The sequence below is a fragment of the Brucella sp. IR073 genome, assembly GCF_049065735.1.
Taxonomy (GTDB): Bacteria; Pseudomonadota; Alphaproteobacteria; order Rhizobiales; family Rhizobiaceae; genus Paramesorhizobium.
The window spans coordinates 380023-397230 of the sequence record NZ_JBAKHD010000001.1; the positions used below are offsets into that span (position 1 = coordinate 380023).

The following is a 17208-nucleotide window of genomic DNA, read 5'->3' on the forward strand; positions in this document are numbered from 1 at the left end:
CGTCGCCTCACCCCGCCACCGCCGCCACAGCCTCCGTCCGTCCCCGCTCTCCCGCCAGCGTCTTCTGCCCCAGCAGCACGGTCGCGAGCGCAATCACGCCCGAGGCCACCGACACCCAGAAGCCGTTCTGCGCGCCGAAGACGTCGACCACCCAGCCGGTGACGAATGAGCCGAGCGCCATGCCGATGCCGATGCCGGTCATGACCCAGGTCACGCCTTCCGTCAGCATGGCCTCGGGCACGCGGCGTTCGATAAGGCCGAAGGCGGTGATGAAGGTGGGGGAGATCGCGATGCCGCTGACGAAGACGGCGAGCGCTAGCGTTGCCACCGTATGCTCCATCAACAGCGGCAGCGTCGTCAGCGCGATGATGCCGATGGCGATGGCGAGCTGCCTTTGCAGCGGCATGGTGAGTTTCAGCGCTCCGACGAGAAGGCCAACGACAAAGGAGCCCACGGCATAGACCCCGATGACGAGGCTCGCCGCGTCGGGATGGCCGAGCGCTTTGGTGATCGCGACCGTGCTGACTTCGGCGGTCGCGAAGGTCGCGCCGACGAAGATGAGCGCGAAGGTGATGATCTGCACCGGACGCAGGCGAATGGCGGAGCCGGTCGCATCATGCGTGACGGGCCGCACCTTGGGTTCTGTCGAGCGCTGCAGAATGAAGGCAATGGAGCCGAAGGCGAGGAACAGCGTGCTAGCCAGCATGCCCGCCTCGGGAAAGAGCGAGACGCTCAGCCCCACCGAAAGCGACGCGCCGGAAATATAGACCAGCTCATCTGCCGCCGATTCGAAAGCGAAGGCGGTGTTGAGCTCGGGCCGGTCCCGGAAGAGCTCCGTCCATCGCGCCCGCAACATCGCCGGAATGCTCGGCATGGCGGCGGCGAAGAATGCGGAGACGAAAAGCGTCCATATCGGCCAGCGCAAATGCGTGGCAAGGAGCAGCAAGGTAAACGCGGCGACGGCAACGGCCGTCGCCGGCGCCAGCACTTTGGCTTGGCCTGCACGGTCCACCAGCCGGGAAATTTGCGGCGCGAGGAGGGCATTGGTCAGCGCAAAAGTGGCGGATACGGCGCCAGCAAGCCAGTATTCGCCATGGGTCTGCGACAGCATGGCGACAATGCCGATGGGCGCCATGGCGATGGGCAGCCGGGCGAAGAACCCTGCGGCGGCGAACCCTTTGGCGCCTGGCGCCCGGAAGATTTCGCTATAAGGATTGGACATCGGTAGCTCCTGAAGAATCGGGGAAGCGCCACTTACATACGTAGCGTATGAGAATAGATAATTGCATACGCAGCGTATGTCAATTAATATACGCGATGTATGGAAAGGGAGATGAAATGGCTCACAAGCCGCGCAGGGAAATGATTGCCGAAACGCGCGCCAAGCTGCTCGGCGCCGCGCGCGAGGCGTTCGGCACGGTCGGCTATGCGGAGGCGTCCATGGATGATTTCACCGCCGCCGCCGGCCTGACGCGGGGCGCGCTCTACCATCATTTCGGCGACAAGAAGGGCCTGCTCCAGGCTGTCATCGCCGAAATCGACACCGAGATGTCGGCGCGGGTGCACGAAATGGCCAAGAATGCACCGACGCGCTGGGAGAGCTTCGTCGAGGAATGCACGAGCTATATCGAGATGGCGCTGGAGCCGGAAATCCAGCGCATCATGTTCCGCGACGGGCCCGCCGTGCTGGGCGACCCCTCGCAATGGCCGAACGCCAACACCTGCACCGCCTCGATGGCAGATAGCCTCAAGCTCTTGCAGGAGGAGGGGGTGGTGAAGCCCGGCCTCGACCCATGGCTCGTAGCACGCCTCATCAACGGCGCCAGCAGCCAGGCCTCGCAAGCAATTGCCAATTCCGATGACCCGGAAGCGACGTCGCGGAAGGTTGTCGCGGTGTTCAGATCGCTGCTGGAGGGGCTGCTGGTGAAGAGGCAATCGGCTAGCGCTTGACGTGATATCATATACGATATCATAATAACGCCATGATTGTCGTCGATGCTAATGTTGTGCTTTCGGCTTTGCGCTCGTCAAGAGGGGCGTCGCACCTGCTTTTGCGGGAAATGCTTGTTGGCGATATTGCCTTTGCCGTGTCGCCAGCCGTGGCCTTGGAATACGAGGACGTTCTGAAACGAAAAGGCGTTCTTGGCGGTGATCCCTGGGTAAGTCAGGACGAGATTGACACTGTGCTGGATGCGGTTTTCAGCAAGGCTCGTCTCGTTTCCCCTTGGTTTCGTTTCAAGCCGTTCTTGGCCGATCCGAAGGATGACATCTACATAGAATGTGCTTTAACGGCCGGCGCGACGGTCATCGTGAGCAATGACAGGCATTTTCGGCATCCAGCCGTAAGGGCATTCGGCCTGTCTGTCATGAGAGCCGGAGATTTTGTGGCAGAACTGGCGAGAAGGAGACAGCCAACATGAGTACCTATCCTCTCAGAATAGCAGATCATGTCATGGAAGAAGCAAAACGAGCAGCGGCGGAGGACAATGTCTCACTCAACCAGCTGTTTTCTACATTTATCGCTGATGGCATCGGCCATCGACGCGCTATCATGAATTTGAAAAAGCGGGCGGCAGGCGGCAATGTAGATGCAGCGCTTGCAATCCTCGACCGTGCGCCTGATATCGCACCTGATTCAGGTGATGAGCTGGTTGAGGCGCGGAGATCATCCAATGTTCGCGCGTCCCGCCCATAATTATGCCAAAGGCGGCTGAATCGAGCCGCCTTTCTTTTTCGCTGATTACCTTTGATGGTAGATAGGGCATTTCTATTTCAGCGAAAAATGCCCTACATAACTTTCATGACCACACGGCTTTACTGGCATTCCATCTATCTCGAACATCTGACCCCGCGCGGCCATCCCGAGCGGCCGGATCGTCTGCGCGCGCTGCATAGCGTGCTCGAAGGCGAGGAGTTCTATCGGCTCGACCGCGTCGAGGCGCCGATGGGGGATGAGGCGGCGATTCTCTCCGTCCACCCGGAAAGCTTCGTGGAGCGCATCCGCGCTGCCATTCCCGAGCCGGTAGAAGGGGAGGGACCGCCGCCGCTTGCCCGCATCGACGAGGATACGGTGCTGAGCACGAAAAGCTGGGAGGCGGCGCTTACGGCCATCGGCGCGGCCAATGCCGCCGTTGATGCCGTGTTCGAGGGGCAGGCGGACAATGCGTTCGTCGCCGCCCGCCCGCCCGGCCACCATGCCGAGCGCGAGCGGGCCATGGGCTTCTGCCTCTTCAACACGGCCGCCGTCGCCGCCCGCCACGCGCAGCGCAGGCATGGCGCCGAGCGCGTCGCCATCGTCGATTGGGACGTGCATCACGGCAACGGCACGCAGGATATTTTTAAGGCCGACCCGACCGTGCTCTATTGCTCGACGCACCAGATGCCGCTTTTCCCCGGCACCGGCGGCAGGCACGAGACCGGCGCCGGCAATATCGTCAACGCGCCGCTCCTGGCCGGTGACGGCAGCTGCGAATTCCGCGAGGCGTTTACCAGCCGCGTCCTGCCCGCACTCGACGATTTCCGTCCGGACCTCATCATCGTCTCCGCCGGCTTCGACGCGCACCGCCGCGACCCCTTGGCCGAGATCAATCTGGACGAAGCCGATTTCGACTGGGCGACGGGCAAGCTCATGGACCGGGCGGAGCGTTTTTGCGGCAACCGTCTCGTCAGCGTGCTCGAAGGCGGCTATGATCTTCTGGGCTTGTCTCAATCCGCCGCAGCACATATTACGCGCCTGATGAAAGGGTGAATCATGGCCGACGAAAACGCCAATGCCGATATCGCCGCGATGAGCTTCGAGCAGGCGCTGGAACAATTGGAACGCATCGTGGAGGATCTTGAGCGCGGCGACGTGCCTCTCGACCAGTCGATCCGCATCTATGAGCGCGGCGAAGCCCTGAAAAAGCATTGCGACGCGCTGTTGAAAGCCGCCGAGGACAAGGTGGAAAAGATACGGCTCGGGCGCGATGGCCAGCCGGTGGGGGTCGAGCCGCTGGACGGCGAGTAGTGATCAGTGAATGGCGAATAGCGGGTTTGCAATTGTTAAACCACTGTTATTCTTCACCATTCACCATTCACCATTCACCATTCACCATTTCCATTCCTGCCCCTTCATCCTCTCATAAAACGGATGAAAGAAATCGCTGAAGAAATACGGCCCCGCGCCCCATAACAATGTCCAGGCGGCGGCGCCTATTGCATTGGCGACAAGGAAATGCGGCCAGGGCATTTTCATCGAACCCGCGACGATCCCGTTCAATTGCCGCAGCACCGGCACGAAGCGCGCGGTGGCGACGATATACGGCCCCTTTTTCGTGAAGATGTTTTCGAATTCCTGCAGCCGCTCCGGCGTCAGCCGCACCAGATAGCCATAGCGGGCGATGAGCTTCACTCCGCCGAAATGGCCGATGAGATAGCCCGTGCTGTCGCCCAGCACCGCGCCGCAGAAGACCGCGATCAGCACATGGTAGAGGTCGAGATCGCCATGCAGCGCCAGCAGCGACGAAGCGATGAGCGCGCTTTCGCCGGGCAGCGGCGCGCCGAGCGATTCGAGATAGATGATGACGAACAGCGCGGCCGCCCCATAGGCCACGAGGTAAGTGTGGAACCAATGCACGGGTCCCGCCTCCGTTCATTTTTCTGATATTTGCCGCAGAGAAAACCCTATGCACCCGTGGGGATGCATAGGGCTCAGGCATGATCCGGGCCGAAGGTCAGATTTCGGGTGAGATCATGTGACTGTAAAGCTGTCTCGGTCACCGATTACCCAAGGCTGCTGCGGCCCGTGACGGCATGATAGATCCACAAAACCGCCACGGAGCCGATCACGGCGACGATGAGGCTGTAGATATTGAAGCCCGTAATGCCGGTTGCCCCGAAAAGGCTGAACACCAGCCCCCCGATGATCGCCCCGAAAATGCCCAGGGCGATGTCGAGAAACATGCCCTGGCCGCTCTTGTTGACGATCTTGCTTCCGATAAAACCGGCGATGAGACCAAGTAATATCCAGCTAAAGAAACCCATGGAATCCTCTCCTATGTATACCTTAAATATATTTTCACACTACAAGATGTTTTGCAACTAGACATGCTTGCCAAACTATATTTACTGGATGAATATAAGTAAATGGACGGGTATTTATTTTAAGGAGACATTCCCATGGGATTATTTGACGATGCCTCTGGCCAGGCGGTTCCCGGCGGCGGCCTCGCGAAGCCTTTGATGCTCGCCCTCGGCGCGCTTTTCGTCGGCAAGATGCTGAGCGGCGGCGGCAGCCAGGATGCGGCGCAGGATTCCTCGTCGCAAAGCGGCGGCGGCCTCAGCGGCCTTCTCAACAAGCTGAGCAATGCCGGGCATGGCGACAAGGTCAGCTCATGGATCGGCAACGGCCCGAACCAGCCGATCGAGCCGGCGCAGCTCGGGCAGGCGCTGGGCCCGCAGACCGTGAGCAACCTTGCCCAGCAGTCGGGCATGAGCGAGGACGACGTGCTGTCCCAGCTCTCCCAAAACCTGCCCGGCATCATCGACAAGCTCACCGCGAACGGCCAGGTCCCGAGCGAACAGGATTTGGCGAAGCTGTTGTAGAGCATGATCCCGAAAAGTTGCAGACTTTTCGGTCAAGATCATGCGGCAAAAACAAAAGAACTAAACATTCCCCTCTGTCGCCGGCAGAGGGGCTCTCCATCGCAAAACACTCCGTCTCCATTCCGGTGACTTGCCTGCCACCCATCCGCCTATAAAGTCGCCACATATCGGCGCGACAAGCGTCCCTTCAACAAGGCGGACAATCCCTCATGAGCTTTTTCCCGGGCACCGACCCCGAGCCAGGCGATGCCTGTGCCGTGGACTCCATCGAGACGCTGATCATCCCGCGCACCAGCGACATTGGCGGACTGGAGGTGCGCCGTGCGCTGCCGACCGCCAAGCGGCGGCTGGTGGGGCCGTTCATCTTCTTCGACCGCATGGGCCCGGCCTTGCTGCGCCCCGGCACGGCCATCGACGTGCGCCCGCATCCGCATATCGGGCTCTCCACCGTCACCTATCTCTTCGACGGCCAGATCCGCCATCGCGACAGCCTGGGAACTGAGATGGTCATCGCGCCGGGCGACGTGAATTTGATGACGGCGGGGCGCGGCATCGTCCATTCCGAGCGCTCGCCGGAGGAGCTTCGCGGCGGCCCCATGTCCATCTCCGGCCTGCAGACATGGCTCGCCCTGCCGGATGCGCTGGAGGAGATGGCGCCCGCTTTTGACCATACTGTTGCCAAGAATCTGCCAGAGATCAGGGACGAAAACACCGAGACACGCCTTATCATCGGCGCTTTGCATGGGGAAAAATCGCCGGTCACGCAGTATAGCGACACGCTCTATGCCGACATCCGTATCGCGCCCGGCGGCCGTTTCGTCATCCCCGCCAACGCTGCGGAAGAACGCGCCATCTATATCCTCGACGGCGCAGTCGAAATCTCAGGAGAAACTTTCCCATCCGACCGGCTCCTGGCCTTCCGCACCGGCGACGAGATCCTTATATCAGCTGCGGAAGGCCATGCGGCGCATGTCATGCTTTTCGGCGGCGCGGCGCTTTCCTCGAAGCGCTATATCTGGTGGAACTTCGTTTCCTCCTCCAAGGAGCGCATAGAGCAGGCCAAGGAAGAATGGCGCACCGGCCGTTTCGACATTGTGCCCGGGGACGAGGAAGAGTTCATTCCATTGCCGAATTAAGGGAAGAGGGCAGTAGGGGAATATGTATTGTTCAGGGGCGAACAAGGGACTAAACATACTTCCCTACTGCCTTAAAGGGAGACCAGAGTGACAACGAGACCCGCAACGCCGCTGCTCGACCGCGCGCCGACGCCGGCCGATTTACGCAAGCTGCCCGAGAGCGATCTGCCGCAGCTGGCGACCGAGCTGCGCGCCGAGCTGATCGACGCTGTCTCGATCACCGGCGGGCATCTCGGCGCGGGCCTTGGCGTCGTCGAACTCACGGTCGCGCTCCATCATGTCTTCGACACGCCGCATGACCGCATCATCTGGGATGTCGGCCATCAGGCCTATCCGCACAAGATCCTGACCGGGCGGCGCGACCGCATCCGGACGCTCAGGCAGGAAGGCGGGCTTTCCGGCTTCACCAAGCGTTCGGAAAGCGAATACGACCCCTTCGGCGCGGCTCATTCCTCCACCTCCATTTCCGCCGGGCTCGGCATGGCTGTCGCAAGCGGGCTGACGGGCGAGAAGCGCAATGTCATTGCCGTCATCGGCGATGGCGCCATGTCGGCGGGCATGGCTTATGAGGCGATGAACAATGCCGGCGCGCTCGATGCAAGGCTGATCGTCATCCTCAACGACAACGACATGTCCATCGCCCCGCCGGTCGGCGGTATGAGCGCCTATCTCGCCCGCCTCGTCTCCGGCCCGACCTACCGCACTCTGCGCGATACGGCCAAGCAGCTGACCCGCCGCCTGCCGAAATTCCTGCAGGAAAAGGCGCGTCTGTCAGAGGAATATGCCCGCGGCTTCTGGACCGGCGGCACGCTTTTCGAGGAGTTGGGCTTCTATTATGTCGGCCCCATCGACGGCCATAATCTCGAGCATCTGCTCCCCGTCCTCAAAAATGTCCGCGACACCATGGACGGCCCGGTGCTGATCCATGTCGTCACGCAAAAGGGCAAGGGCTATGCCCCGGCGGAAGCGGCGGCAGACAAATATCACGGCGTCAACAAGTTCGACGTCATAACAGGCGCGCAGGCCAAGGCCCCGGCCAATGCGCCGTCCTATACCAAAGTGTTCGCCACCAGCCTCATCGAGGAAGCCCGCCATGACGAGCGCATCGTCGCCATCACCGCGGCCATGCCCGGCGGCACCGGGCTCGATCTTTTCGGCGAGGTTTTCCCTGATCGTACCTTCGATGTCGGCATCGCCGAGCAGCACGCCGTCACCTTCGCGGCGGGGCTGGCGACCGAAGGGCTGAAGCCCTTCGCCGCGATCTACTCCACCTTCCTGCAGCGCGGCTATGACCAGGTGGTGCACGACGTGTCGCTGCAGCAATTGCCGGTGCGTTTCCCCATCGACCGCGCCGGGCTGGTCGGCGCCGATGGAGCCACCCATGCCGGCTCGTTCGACACCGGCTTCCTCGCCGCACTGCCCGGCTTCGTGGTGATGGCCGCATCCGACGAGGCGGAACTGCGCCATATGGTGCGCACCGCGGCGGAATATGACGAAGGCCCGATCTCCTTCCGCTATCCGCGCGGCGAGGGCGTCGGCGTCGAAATGCCCGAGCGCGGACAGGTGCTGGAAATCGGCAAGGGCCGCATCGTCAAGGAAGGCACCAAGGTCGCGCTTCTCTCCTTCGGCACAAGGCTGCAGGAATGCCTTTACGCTGCCGAGGAACTGGACGCGGCGGGCCTTTCCACCACCGTCGCCGACGCCCGCTTCGCCAAGCCGCTCGACGAAGACCTGATCCGCCGCCTCGCCCGCGAGCATCAAGTCCTCATCACCGTGGAGGAAGGCGCCATCGGCGGCTTCGCCTCGCATGTCCTGCATTTCCTCGCCCATGACGGCCTCCTCGACGGTGGCCTCCGCGTGCGCCCTCTGACCTTGCCGGATGTCTATATCGACCACGCCAAGCCCGAGGCGATGTATAAACGCGCCGGGCTGGATAGGGCAGGGATCGTTGAGGCGGTGTTTGCAGCACTGGGGCAGGATGTGATGGCCGCGCCGTCACGGGCGTGATATTCAAACGGAGGAAATGATTATGAAGATCGTGACCAGCTTGAGTTTCCAAGGCCAGTGCCGCGAGGCGTTTGAGTTCTATGCCAAGGTCCTGGGCGGGAAGATCACCGCAGCCTTCCCTTATGGCGATGCGCCTCCGGGTATGCCGATCACTGACGAAAAATACAAGAACTGGCTGATGCATTGCTGGCTTGAGGTCGGCGACCAGGCGCTGATGGGCGCCGACATGGATGTCGGATGGGCTCCCAATATTGACAAGCCCAAGAATGGCTTCGACGTCACCTTGCATACGGAGGACAAGGCCGAGGCTCAGCGCTGGTTCGATCAATTATCGGAAGGCGGGAACGTAGCCATGCCGTTCGGTGAAACCTTCTGGTCACCCGGTTTCGGTTCGCTCATCGACAAATTCGGCATCCCCTGGATGATTAACGTCATTCCATCGGCTGACTGGAAGCCGTCGCAGGGCTGATACCCGGGGTAGCTCACAAACCGCTTGGCAGGAAGCTCTGATAATGGTACTGAAATAAGTACCATTATCGATATAGAGAGAGCACGATGCAACGCGTAGAAGCCTCACTTGCCGTAAGCGTCTCCGACCTGAAGAAAAGCCCGACGGCGGTATTGGACGAGGCGCAGGGCGAAGCCGTGGCGGTGCTCAACCATAACCGTATCATGGCTTATATGGTGCCGGCGGACGTCTACGAGGCCATGCTCGAGCGGCTGGACGACCTGTATCTCGCTGAACTTGTGAAAGAACGAGCGGCGGAAAAGGGCGAGCCGGTCGATATCGATGACCTATAAGCTCGAATTCCTGCCCACGGCCCGGAAGGAATGGAACAAGCTCGCAGAAACGATCCGTAAGCAGCTTGTCAAGAAATTGCGCGAGCGCCTGGAGCATCCTCGTGTTCCAAGCGCTGCGCTCCACGGCATGCCGGACCATTACAAAGTTAAGTTGAAGCAGCTCGGCTATCGGCTCGTTTATCGGGTCGAGGATAGCACCGTCACCGTATTGGTAGTGCAGTTGGAAAACGGGAAAGAGGCGATGTTTACAGCGCGGCGAAAGCGCGCTTGCAGTAGCTCCATTTAATGCAAAATAACTCCACCCCCTCCCGGCACCGCCTCGACCAGCTTCTCGTGGACCGCGGCCTTTTCCCCACCCGCTCGCGGGCACGGGATGCGATTGCGCGCGGCACGGTGCGGGTGGATGGCAAACCGGCCACGAAGCCCGGAATGCCCGTCGCTCCCGATGCCAGACTCGAAGTCGATGATCCTGCAAGTGCGTATGTCTCGCGTGCGGCGCTGAAGCTCATCGCCGGGCTCGACCATTTCGGCATCGACGCAAACGGCCGCACGGCGCTCGATATCGGCGCTTCGACCGGCGGGTTCACGCAGGTTTTATTGGAGCGCGGCGCGGCGCATGTCATCACCATCGATGTCGGCCATGACCAACTGCATGAGAGCCTGCGCAACGACCCCCGCGTGACCAATCACGAGGGGCTGAACGCCCGCATCCTCGACCGAAGCCATCTCGAAGGCCGGAAAGTTAATCTCGTCGTGTCGGACGTCAGCTTCATCTCGCTGAAACTGGCGTTACCGCCCGCGCTGGCGCTGGCCGAACCGGGGAGCCATTGCGTTCTGCTCGTCAAGCCGCAATTCGAGGTGGGGCGCGAGGGCATCGGCAAGGGCGGTATCCTTCGCGACCCGGCGGATGGCGAACGCGTGGCGGACGATCTCGCGGCATGGCTGGCAACGCAATTCGGATGGCGGACACTTGGCCTCTGTCCGTCACCCATCGAAGGCGGCGACGGCAACCGCGAATATCTTCTTGCAGGAATAAAAGACCAATGACCACGCGCGTGACGATCAATTCCATGGGCGCGGGCGGCGACGGCGTTGCCAACCTGCCTGACGGTCAGGTTTTTGTACCCTTCACGCTGCCCGGCGAAGTGGCGAACATCGCCCGCGAGAAGAACCGCGGCACGCTGATGGCGCTTATCGAAGCCTCGCCCGAGCGCATCGCCCCGACCTGTTCGAATTTCGAGGCCTGCGGCGGCTGCGCGTTGCAGCATTGGCAAGCTGATGCCTATCAAGCTTGGAAGCGCGGCCTCGTCGCCGAAGCGCTGGCGGGAAGGCGGCTGAGTTTCGAGCTCGACCCGCTGGCCTCATGCGCACCGCAAACGCGCCGCCGCGCCGTCTTCGCCGCGCGCAAGACCGAGCAAGGCATGCTGCTGGGCTTCAACCGCCACCAGAGCCACGAGATTATCGACATCAACGAATGCATGGTCACCGTACCCGCGATTACGGACCGCCTCGCCGACCTGCGCGAACTGGCAGCGCTAATTTCCTCGGGAACGAAGCCGTTTAAACTCAGCGTGACAGCCACCGCCTCCGGCCTCGATATCGCCGCGACCGGCTGCGGCGTACCCGAAGCAGGGAAACGCCGGGCATTGACCGCGGCGATGATGCATAAGGGCTTTGCCCGGCTCACCTGCGAGGGTGAAATCATCCTCGAGCCGAAAAAGCCGCTCGTCCATTTCGGCAAGGTCGCCGTGGAGGTACCGCCCGGCGGCTTCCTTCAGGCGACGGCGGAGGCGGAAGACGCCATGTCCGCCCTCGTCATGGGCCATCTCGCCAAGACCAAGCGAGCCGCCGATCTCTTCTGCGGCTCGGGCACTTTCACCTTCCGCATGGCAGAAAAGATGGCCGTTCACGCTGTAGAAAGCGATGCAGCCGCTCTCGCCGCTCTCGACCGCGCCGCCCGCAACACCCAAGGCCTGAAGCCGGTGACAATAGAGCGCCGCGACCTCTTCCGCCGCCCATTGATGGCAAAGGAACTCGCCCGCTTCGACGGCCTCGTCTTCGATCCGCCACGCGCGGGAGCCGAAATGCAGGCAAAGGAAATCGCCAAATCAAACGTTGCCAAGGTGGCAGCCGTCTCCTGCAACCCCATAACTCTCGCCCGCGACCTCGCCATCCTCACCCAAGGCGGCTACCGCATCGACCGGGTGGTGCCGATCGATCAGTTCCTCTGGTCGTCGCATGTGGAGACCGTGGCGCTGCTGACGAAGGGGCGGTAGGGTGAGGTTATACTGAATTCGCCATAGTTGTATAACCGCGTACCACGTTCGATAGTGACTGAAACGGTTTCTCTGGTGTCATCGTTGAGGAATGGATCCCAGTGACAAGCACTGGGATGACGGATGGGGTGGCTGCTCTCGATAATCTCCAACGGTCTCATCTGCCAGAACGGTTGTCCAGTTGGGTGAAAACCTCTCCACCCCGTCATCCCAGTGCTTGTCACTGGGATCCATTCCTCAACGGTGACACCATCACAAACGGCTCAGAACGGTAGCTGGCCAAGCTGACCGTCAAAAGAGAACCGACATTACACACGGCCGAACCCCACATCACCCAGTGGCTTGTTCTCTTCCCTTGCCGCCGCCTCGACTGCTTTTCTCAACAGCGCCGCTTGTTCTTTCCCGAGCCGATCCCGTCCGGCAATTAACCGCCGCTGCCAGCCGCTGCCGCGTTCCCATGCTTCGATCCAGGCAAAACCCGTATCCAGACTTTGCGAATTGAGATCGAGCGCCTCGATAAGCAAGCCGGCCTGTTCCGCGTCCTTGCGCGCTTTTACCGAGCCGTCTTCTCGCCGGTCCGCCGAAACGATGAGCTTATGAATGGCGTAGCGTTCCGGAGCAGGAACCAGCACCGGAATGCCCCCTTTATGCAACAGGACGGAGCGGACCGGTTGATGAATGAGGAAGTCCATGAAACGCAACGGTTGCGCCGCAGCGCCGCCGAGCGCGGGCATTATGGCAGGCTTGTCCGAATATTCAGCCTTGCTCGTGTTCGGCGTGAGAAATTCCAGCCTGTAACCCCTCGCATTGACAAAGGCCGAAGAAAACCGGGAGTCACTTTGATGCGGAACCTCCCGGAAGCTTGCATCCAATTGGCGCAAGGTTTCGAGGATGGGCGGGATTGAATCCTCCACCAGCAGGCAAATCGAATGAAACTGCGCGATATCAAAATCGCCGGTCATGATTTGGGCGGACGGCAGCCGGACGCCCAGAAGACCCGCATAGGTCTGGAAGGCGACGGTTCCTACAAGAACGGCCCTTAAACGGAATATGCCCGCTTTCCAGAGCAGTTCCGTGAGATCGCCGGTAAGCGGGTCAGGGCGCGGCAGGCCCATGCCTGTCAAAGCGGTAACAACCTGCCTTCGCTCGCGGAAATTCTCCCGGATCGCCTTGAAATCCTCGACACGCTTCGTGATTTCCGGATCGTCAACCGGGCCGACATATTTCGTCCATTTCTTGGGCCGCCCATTATCCCCGCCCCCGGTTTGATAGCCCAGATAATACCAGTAAGCGCGGCCATTGCGCTTTACCTGCGAAAAAGAGCCGTTTTCAGGAAATTGCATGTTGAATGTCGCGTCCATGCTCTTCTGGAGCAGGTCGGCAAACAATGTGTGCGCCGCAAGGGAAAGCCGTTCCATGAGTAGCCTGTATATGTAAAACTCGAAATTACATATACACCAGCCTTCCATGGCTGTAAATGTAAACGGGGCTTTTACATTTACAGATGGTTACAGACAGAAACCTGCCTTCTGTCTGTAACCCGTTCGCAGCCTCTTAAACCGCCGTCCCGCCCACCGTCATCTGGTCCATGCGCAGATGCGGCTGGCCGACGCCCACGGGCACCCATTGGCCGCCCTTGCCGCAATTGCCGGTGCCGGTGTCGAGCTTCATGTCGTTGCCGATCATCGAGACGCGGTGCATGGCGTCGGGGCCGTTGCCGATCAGCATCGCGCCTTTCACCGGCGCGCCGATCTTGCCGTCTTCAATCATATAGGCCTCGGTGCAGCCGAACACGAATTTGCCTGAGGTGATGTCCACCTGGCCGCCGCCGAAGGAAACGGCATAGATGCCTTTTTTCACCGAGGCGATGATTTCTTCCGGCGTCTTGTCCCCCGAGAGCATATAGGTGTTGGTCATGCGCGGCATCGGCACATGGGCGTGGGATTCGCGCCGCCCGTTGCCGGTCGGTTTCATGCCCATCAGCCGTGCGTTCTGCCGGTCCTGCATATAGCCGACCAGCTTGCCATCCTCGATGAGGACGGTGCGGTTCGAGGGCGTGCCCTCGTCATCAACGGTGATCGACCCGCGCCGTTCCGCGAGCGTGCCGTCATCGACCACGGTCACGCCCTTGGCCGCGACCTGCTGGCCGAGCAGCCCGGCGAAGGCTGATGTCTTCTTGCGGTTGAAATCGCCTTCCAGCCCATGGCCCACCGCCTCATGCAGCATCACGCCCGGCCAGCCATTGGCGAGCACGATATCGAATGTGCCGGCAGGGGCGGGGATGGCTTCGAGATTGACCAGTGCCTGCCTGAGCGCCTCGTCGGCGGCATAGCGCCATGAGTCGCTGGCGATGAATTCGCCGAAGGCCTTGCGCCCGCCCATGCTGTAGGAGCCGGATTCCTGCCGGTCACCCGCGCCCGCCACCACGGAAACCGAGAGCCGCACCAGCGGGCGGATGTCGCGGACGAAATGGCCGTCTGCGCGCAATATCTCAACATGCTGCCACGAGCCCGCAACCGAGACGGTCACCTGCCGGACTTTCGGCTCCTTTGCGCGCAAATAAGCGTCGATCTCCTGCAGAAGCTTCACCTTCGCCTCGAAGCTGGGGCTGCCGAGCGGATTCTCATCGCCATAGAGGTGCAAATTTGTACCGGGGGGAGGGGCGGCATAGACGCCCGAATAGCCGGTCGCCACCGCCGAGGCCGCATCCGCCGCGCGCTTCAGCGCCGCATGGGAAAGCTCGCCGGAATGCGCATAGCCGACCGCCTCGCCGGCGACGGCCCTGAGGCCAAACCCCCGTTCCTGATTGAAGGAGCCGGTCTTCAGCCGCCCATTATCGAAGACGAGCGATTCGGCCTCGCGATATTCGACGAACAGCTCGCCATCGTCGCTGCGCTTGAGGGCGTCGGCCACCGTCTTGCGAATTTCGTCCTGTGAGACGTCGAAACTGTCGATCAGGCTTTTCATGGGGAACATCCGTTCTTGTCGTTATCAACGGATGTAAGGTGTCGAGGCGGTGGGGGCAACCCACCATTTCCCTCCCCGTAACGGGGCGGGAAGACGTCGGCGCTATGGCAGCTTATCGAACCCCTCGCCGAACCCGTTCAGTTCCACCGGAATGCCGATGCCTTCCTCCGGCGTCTGGAAGACGATGAAGGTGGCGTTTTTGCCGGTGCGGAGCGTCTGGATCAGCGAATCCTCGAGGATCACTTCCGCGTAGCAGCCATCCTCGAAACAGCGCACGAAATAGGCCCGGCCGATATCCTTGCCGTCCACGTTAAGGCCGAGGCCGTTGGGCAAGAGCACGCCGAGCGGCGCGAGCACGCGCAGGATGCGCGCCTTGTTGTCCGCCGTCTTCAGCACCACCACCGAGAGGCCCACTTCCGGACGGTCGGCGGCGACCACGTTCTGGATCAGCGCGCATTGCTCCGTTTTCGCGCCCGCCGGCGTGTCGCACAGGATCGACCACGCCCCGTGCTGCGAGCGCATGGTGCCCTTCTGCTGCGGGGAGGCCGCCTGGGCCGGCTGATTCTGCTGGGCGAATGCCGATGCCGGAACAAGCGCCGAAACCAGCGTGGCGGCAACAGCAAGACGCGAGACAAGGCTACGAAGGGTCATGAAAACTCCAGGTCGAATCACGCAGAACGTTAACGCGCTATGCCGGGGAAGAAAAGAGATCGCTTAATTGCTCCGTGCCGGGAAAACATGGCTGGATTATGGGGAGCCAAAAGCTGGGGCTCTTGATTCGTCCGCCTCAAGTCTGTACATAATTACGTACATTTTTGGGAGTATCCGGCATGGCTCATGTCCGCCTGACCGAATTTCGGCAAAACATCGCATCTCATTTTGACGATGTCATCACCTCTCGCGCTCCTTTGCTCGTAACGAGGCAGGGGTCGGAAGCTGTCGTCGTGATCGCCGAAGGCGAATTTGAAAGCATGCAGGAAACGTTACACCTGCTCTCCACCCCGGCAAATGCGGAGCGCTTGCGGGACAGCATCCGGCAACTGCGTAGCGGGTCGGTAATCGAAAAAGACCCAACACTTTAATGAGGCTGGTCTGGACCCCGCATGCGTGGGAAGAATACGAATACTGGCAGCAGCACGACCAGCAGATGGTCGTTAAAATCAATGATCTGATCAGAAATGCGAAACGAACCCCTTTTGCGGGTCTGGGAAAGCCCGAACCGTTGAAGGGCGACCTCGCAGGCTTCTGGTCCCGCCGGATTTCCGGCGAGCATCGCCTCTTTTATTGCGTTTCAGGGTCTGGGAGCAGCCAGCAGCTGGAAATTATCCAGTGCCGTTTTCATTACCGATAAGGCAGTCTTCGCAGTCGCACGCCAACCCCATCGCCTTGATATAAAGCAAACGCGCAAAAATGCCGCATGGGATCATCTTCGCCTTCCTTGCGGTGTGGGATATTGTGTGGTTTGAACAGCGGCGAGAACCGGGCAGCATTGTGACGCCCGGGCAAAGAATATGGAAGCAGGCCTGCAATCGGGAGAATCTTACGTGAATAAGAACATTGTCACGACGATGGGTGCTTTGGGGGGCGCTCTCGCGGTGCTCTTGTCCAGCCCGGCCGCGCATGCGGATCAGCCCCGGCCATGGGAGTGGCGCTTTCAGGACGCGGCCACCGGCATCGCCGAGCAGATTCACTGGTTCGAGGCTTATACGCTCTGGTTCATCGTCCCGATCACGATTCTCGTCCTGGTGCTGCTCATCTGGGTCATGCTGCGCTTCCGCGCCAGCGCCAATCCCGAGCCGTCCAAGACCAGCCACAACACGCTGATCGAGGTCATCTGGACCGTCGCCCCGGTCGTCGTGCTCTTGTTTCTCGCCATTCCGTCCTTCCAGTTGCTCACGGCGCAATATTCCCCCGACGAGGCGAAGCTGACCGTCAAGGCCACGGGCTATCAGTGGTACTGGGGCTATGAATACCAGGTCGACAATCCCGTCAGCTTCGATTCGCTGCTGCTGCAGGACGCCGACCGTGCTGCCGCTGGCAAGGAAGACCGCGCCGTCTATCCGCGCCTTCTGGCGGTGGATAATGAAGTGGTCGTCCCGGTCAGCACCACCGTCCGTCTTCTGGTGACGGGCGCCGACGTGATCCACTCCTGGGCCATGCCGGCCTTCGGCGTGAAGATGGACGCCATTCCCGGACGCATCAACGAGACTTGGTTCAAGGCCGACAAGCCGGGCCTTTACTATGGCCAGTGCTCGGAGCTGTGCGGCAAGGATCACGCCTTCATGCCCATCGCCGTGCGCGTCGTCAGCCAGGAGCAATACGACACCTGGCTCGCCGCCGCCCGCAACGATCTGCAGGGCGCGAACAAGGCGCTGATGGCCTCCATCGACGCGGAAAAGAATGTTAAGGTGGTCGGCAACTGAGCCGAGCTTCGAAAG

Annotated in this window: 21 protein-coding genes and 1 pseudogene; 16 read left to right on the forward strand and 6 right to left on the reverse strand. The window is 61.0% G+C overall.

The window, feature by feature from the left end; genetic code table 11:
• Positions 1-7: 7 nt before the first annotated feature.
• Positions 8-1222, reverse strand: coding sequence for an MFS transporter (locus tag ACOWVG_RS01890; RefSeq protein WP_420959766.1), 1215 nt, complete (start codon positions 1220-1222; stop codon positions 8-10).
• A 116-nt stretch (positions 1223-1338) separates the two neighbouring features.
• On the opposite strand from ACOWVG_RS01890, the gene ACOWVG_RS01895 reads away from it, so the two are divergent.
• The 5 genes from ACOWVG_RS01895 (at position 1339) to ACOWVG_RS01915 (ending at position 4006) form a co-directional block, all read left to right on the forward strand.
• Positions 1339-1950, forward strand: a complete 612-nt coding sequence (locus tag ACOWVG_RS01895) for a TetR/AcrR family transcriptional regulator (protein WP_420959767.1) — start codon at positions 1339-1341, stop codon at positions 1948-1950.
• Between the two features lie 32 nt (positions 1951-1982).
• Positions 1983-2420, forward strand: a complete 438-nt coding sequence (locus ACOWVG_RS01900; RefSeq protein WP_420959769.1) for a PIN domain-containing protein — start codon at positions 1983-1985, stop codon at positions 2418-2420.
• Positions 2417-2695, forward strand: coding sequence for a hypothetical protein (locus ACOWVG_RS01905; protein ID WP_420959770.1), 279 nt, complete (start codon positions 2417-2419; stop codon positions 2693-2695). The genes ACOWVG_RS01900 and ACOWVG_RS01905 overlap by 4 nt, the downstream gene beginning before the upstream one ends.
• A gap of 105 nt (positions 2696-2800) precedes the next feature.
• Entirely contained in the window at positions 2801-3748 is a 948-nt protein-coding gene (locus ACOWVG_RS01910; RefSeq protein WP_420959771.1) for a histone deacetylase family protein, read from the forward strand.
• A gap of 3 nt (positions 3749-3751) precedes the next feature.
• Entirely contained in the window at positions 3752-4006 is a 255-nt protein-coding gene (locus ACOWVG_RS01915; protein ID WP_420959772.1) for an exodeoxyribonuclease VII small subunit, read from the forward strand.
• Positions 4007-4087: 81 nt separating this feature from the next.
• Here the strand turns inward: ACOWVG_RS01915 and ACOWVG_RS01920 are convergent, their stop codons facing one another.
• Both ACOWVG_RS01920 and ACOWVG_RS01925 read right to left on the reverse strand, forming a co-directional pair.
• Complete coding sequence (locus tag ACOWVG_RS01920) at positions 4088-4615, reverse strand: DedA family protein (RefSeq protein ID WP_420959773.1); 528 nt, start codon at positions 4613-4615, stop codon at positions 4088-4090.
• Positions 4616-4761: 146 nt separating this feature from the next.
• Entirely contained in the window at positions 4762-5022 is a 261-nt protein-coding gene (locus tag ACOWVG_RS01925) for a GlsB/YeaQ/YmgE family stress response membrane protein (protein ID WP_420959775.1), read from the reverse strand.
• Between the two features lie 135 nt (positions 5023-5157).
• Here ACOWVG_RS01925 and ACOWVG_RS01930 point away from each other — a divergent pair, with 135 nt between their 5' ends.
• The 8 genes and pseudogenes from ACOWVG_RS01930 to ACOWVG_RS01965 all read left to right on the forward strand — a co-directional run bounded on the left by ACOWVG_RS01930 (position 5158) and on the right by ACOWVG_RS01965 (position 11803).
• Positions 5158-5583 (forward strand): YidB family protein, encoded by a 426-nt coding sequence (locus ACOWVG_RS01930; RefSeq protein ID WP_420959776.1) that lies wholly within the window; start codon positions 5158-5160, stop codon positions 5581-5583.
• 209 nt (positions 5584-5792) lie between these two features.
• Positions 5793-6719, forward strand: a complete 927-nt coding sequence (locus ACOWVG_RS01935; RefSeq protein WP_420959778.1) for a pirin family protein — start codon at positions 5793-5795, stop codon at positions 6717-6719.
• Positions 6720-6806: 87 nt separating this feature from the next.
• Entirely contained in the window at positions 6807-8726 is a 1920-nt protein-coding gene (dxs, locus tag ACOWVG_RS01940; protein ID WP_420959779.1) for a 1-deoxy-D-xylulose-5-phosphate synthase, read from the forward strand.
• A gap of 22 nt (positions 8727-8748) precedes the next feature.
• Complete coding sequence (locus ACOWVG_RS01945; protein ID WP_420959780.1) at positions 8749-9195, forward strand: VOC family protein; 447 nt, start codon at positions 8749-8751, stop codon at positions 9193-9195.
• 86 nt (positions 9196-9281) lie between these two features.
• Positions 9282-9527 (forward strand): type II toxin-antitoxin system Phd/YefM family antitoxin, encoded by a 246-nt coding sequence (locus ACOWVG_RS01950; protein WP_420959781.1) that lies wholly within the window; start codon positions 9282-9284, stop codon positions 9525-9527.
• A pseudogene (locus ACOWVG_RS01955) lies at positions 9517-9803 on the forward strand (type II toxin-antitoxin system RelE family toxin). Before ACOWVG_RS01950 ends, ACOWVG_RS01955 begins: the two are co-directional and overlap by 11 nt.
• Before the next feature lie 9 nt (positions 9804-9812).
• Positions 9813-10574 (forward strand): TlyA family RNA methyltransferase, encoded by a 762-nt coding sequence (locus tag ACOWVG_RS01960; RefSeq protein ID WP_420959782.1) that lies wholly within the window; start codon positions 9813-9815, stop codon positions 10572-10574.
• Positions 10571-11803, forward strand: coding sequence for a class I SAM-dependent RNA methyltransferase (locus ACOWVG_RS01965; RefSeq protein ID WP_420959784.1), 1233 nt, complete (start codon positions 10571-10573; stop codon positions 11801-11803). Before ACOWVG_RS01960 ends, ACOWVG_RS01965 begins: the two co-directional genes overlap by 4 nt.
• Positions 11804-12111: 308 nt before the next feature.
• Here the strand turns inward: ACOWVG_RS01965 and ACOWVG_RS01970 are convergent, their stop codons facing one another.
• From ACOWVG_RS01970 to ACOWVG_RS01980, 3 genes are all read right to left on the reverse strand, one after another.
• Positions 12112-13221: a GSU2403 family nucleotidyltransferase fold protein gene (locus tag ACOWVG_RS01970; protein WP_420959785.1), complete on the reverse strand. Its 1110-nt coding sequence runs from the start codon at positions 13219-13221 to the stop codon at positions 12112-12114.
• Positions 13222-13357: 136 nt separating this feature from the next.
• The gene (gene tldD, locus ACOWVG_RS01975; RefSeq protein WP_420959787.1) at positions 13358-14770 is read right to left on the reverse strand and encodes a metalloprotease TldD; all 1413 of its coding nucleotides are present in this window, start codon (positions 14768-14770) and stop codon (positions 13358-13360) included.
• A gap of 102 nt (positions 14771-14872) precedes the next feature.
• Entirely contained in the window at positions 14873-15421 is a 549-nt protein-coding gene (locus tag ACOWVG_RS01980; RefSeq protein ID WP_420959788.1) for an invasion associated locus B family protein, read from the reverse strand.
• Positions 15422-15600: 179 nt separating this feature from the next.
• On the opposite strand from ACOWVG_RS01980, the gene ACOWVG_RS01985 reads away from it, so the two are divergent.
• The 3 genes from ACOWVG_RS01985 to coxB all read left to right on the forward strand — a co-directional run bounded on the left by ACOWVG_RS01985 (position 15601) and on the right by coxB (position 17193).
• Positions 15601-15852, forward strand: coding sequence for a type II toxin-antitoxin system Phd/YefM family antitoxin (locus ACOWVG_RS01985; RefSeq protein WP_420959789.1), 252 nt, complete (start codon positions 15601-15603; stop codon positions 15850-15852).
• The gene (locus ACOWVG_RS01990) at positions 15852-16121 is read left to right on the forward strand and encodes a Txe/YoeB family addiction module toxin (RefSeq protein ID WP_420959790.1); all 270 of its coding nucleotides are present in this window, start codon (positions 15852-15854) and stop codon (positions 16119-16121) included. Before ACOWVG_RS01985 ends, ACOWVG_RS01990 begins: the two co-directional genes overlap by 1 nt.
• Positions 16122-16347: 226 nt before the next feature.
• Entirely contained in the window at positions 16348-17193 is an 846-nt protein-coding gene (gene coxB, locus ACOWVG_RS01995; RefSeq protein ID WP_420960153.1) for a cytochrome c oxidase subunit II, read from the forward strand.
• Positions 17194-17208 lie beyond the last annotated feature (15 nt).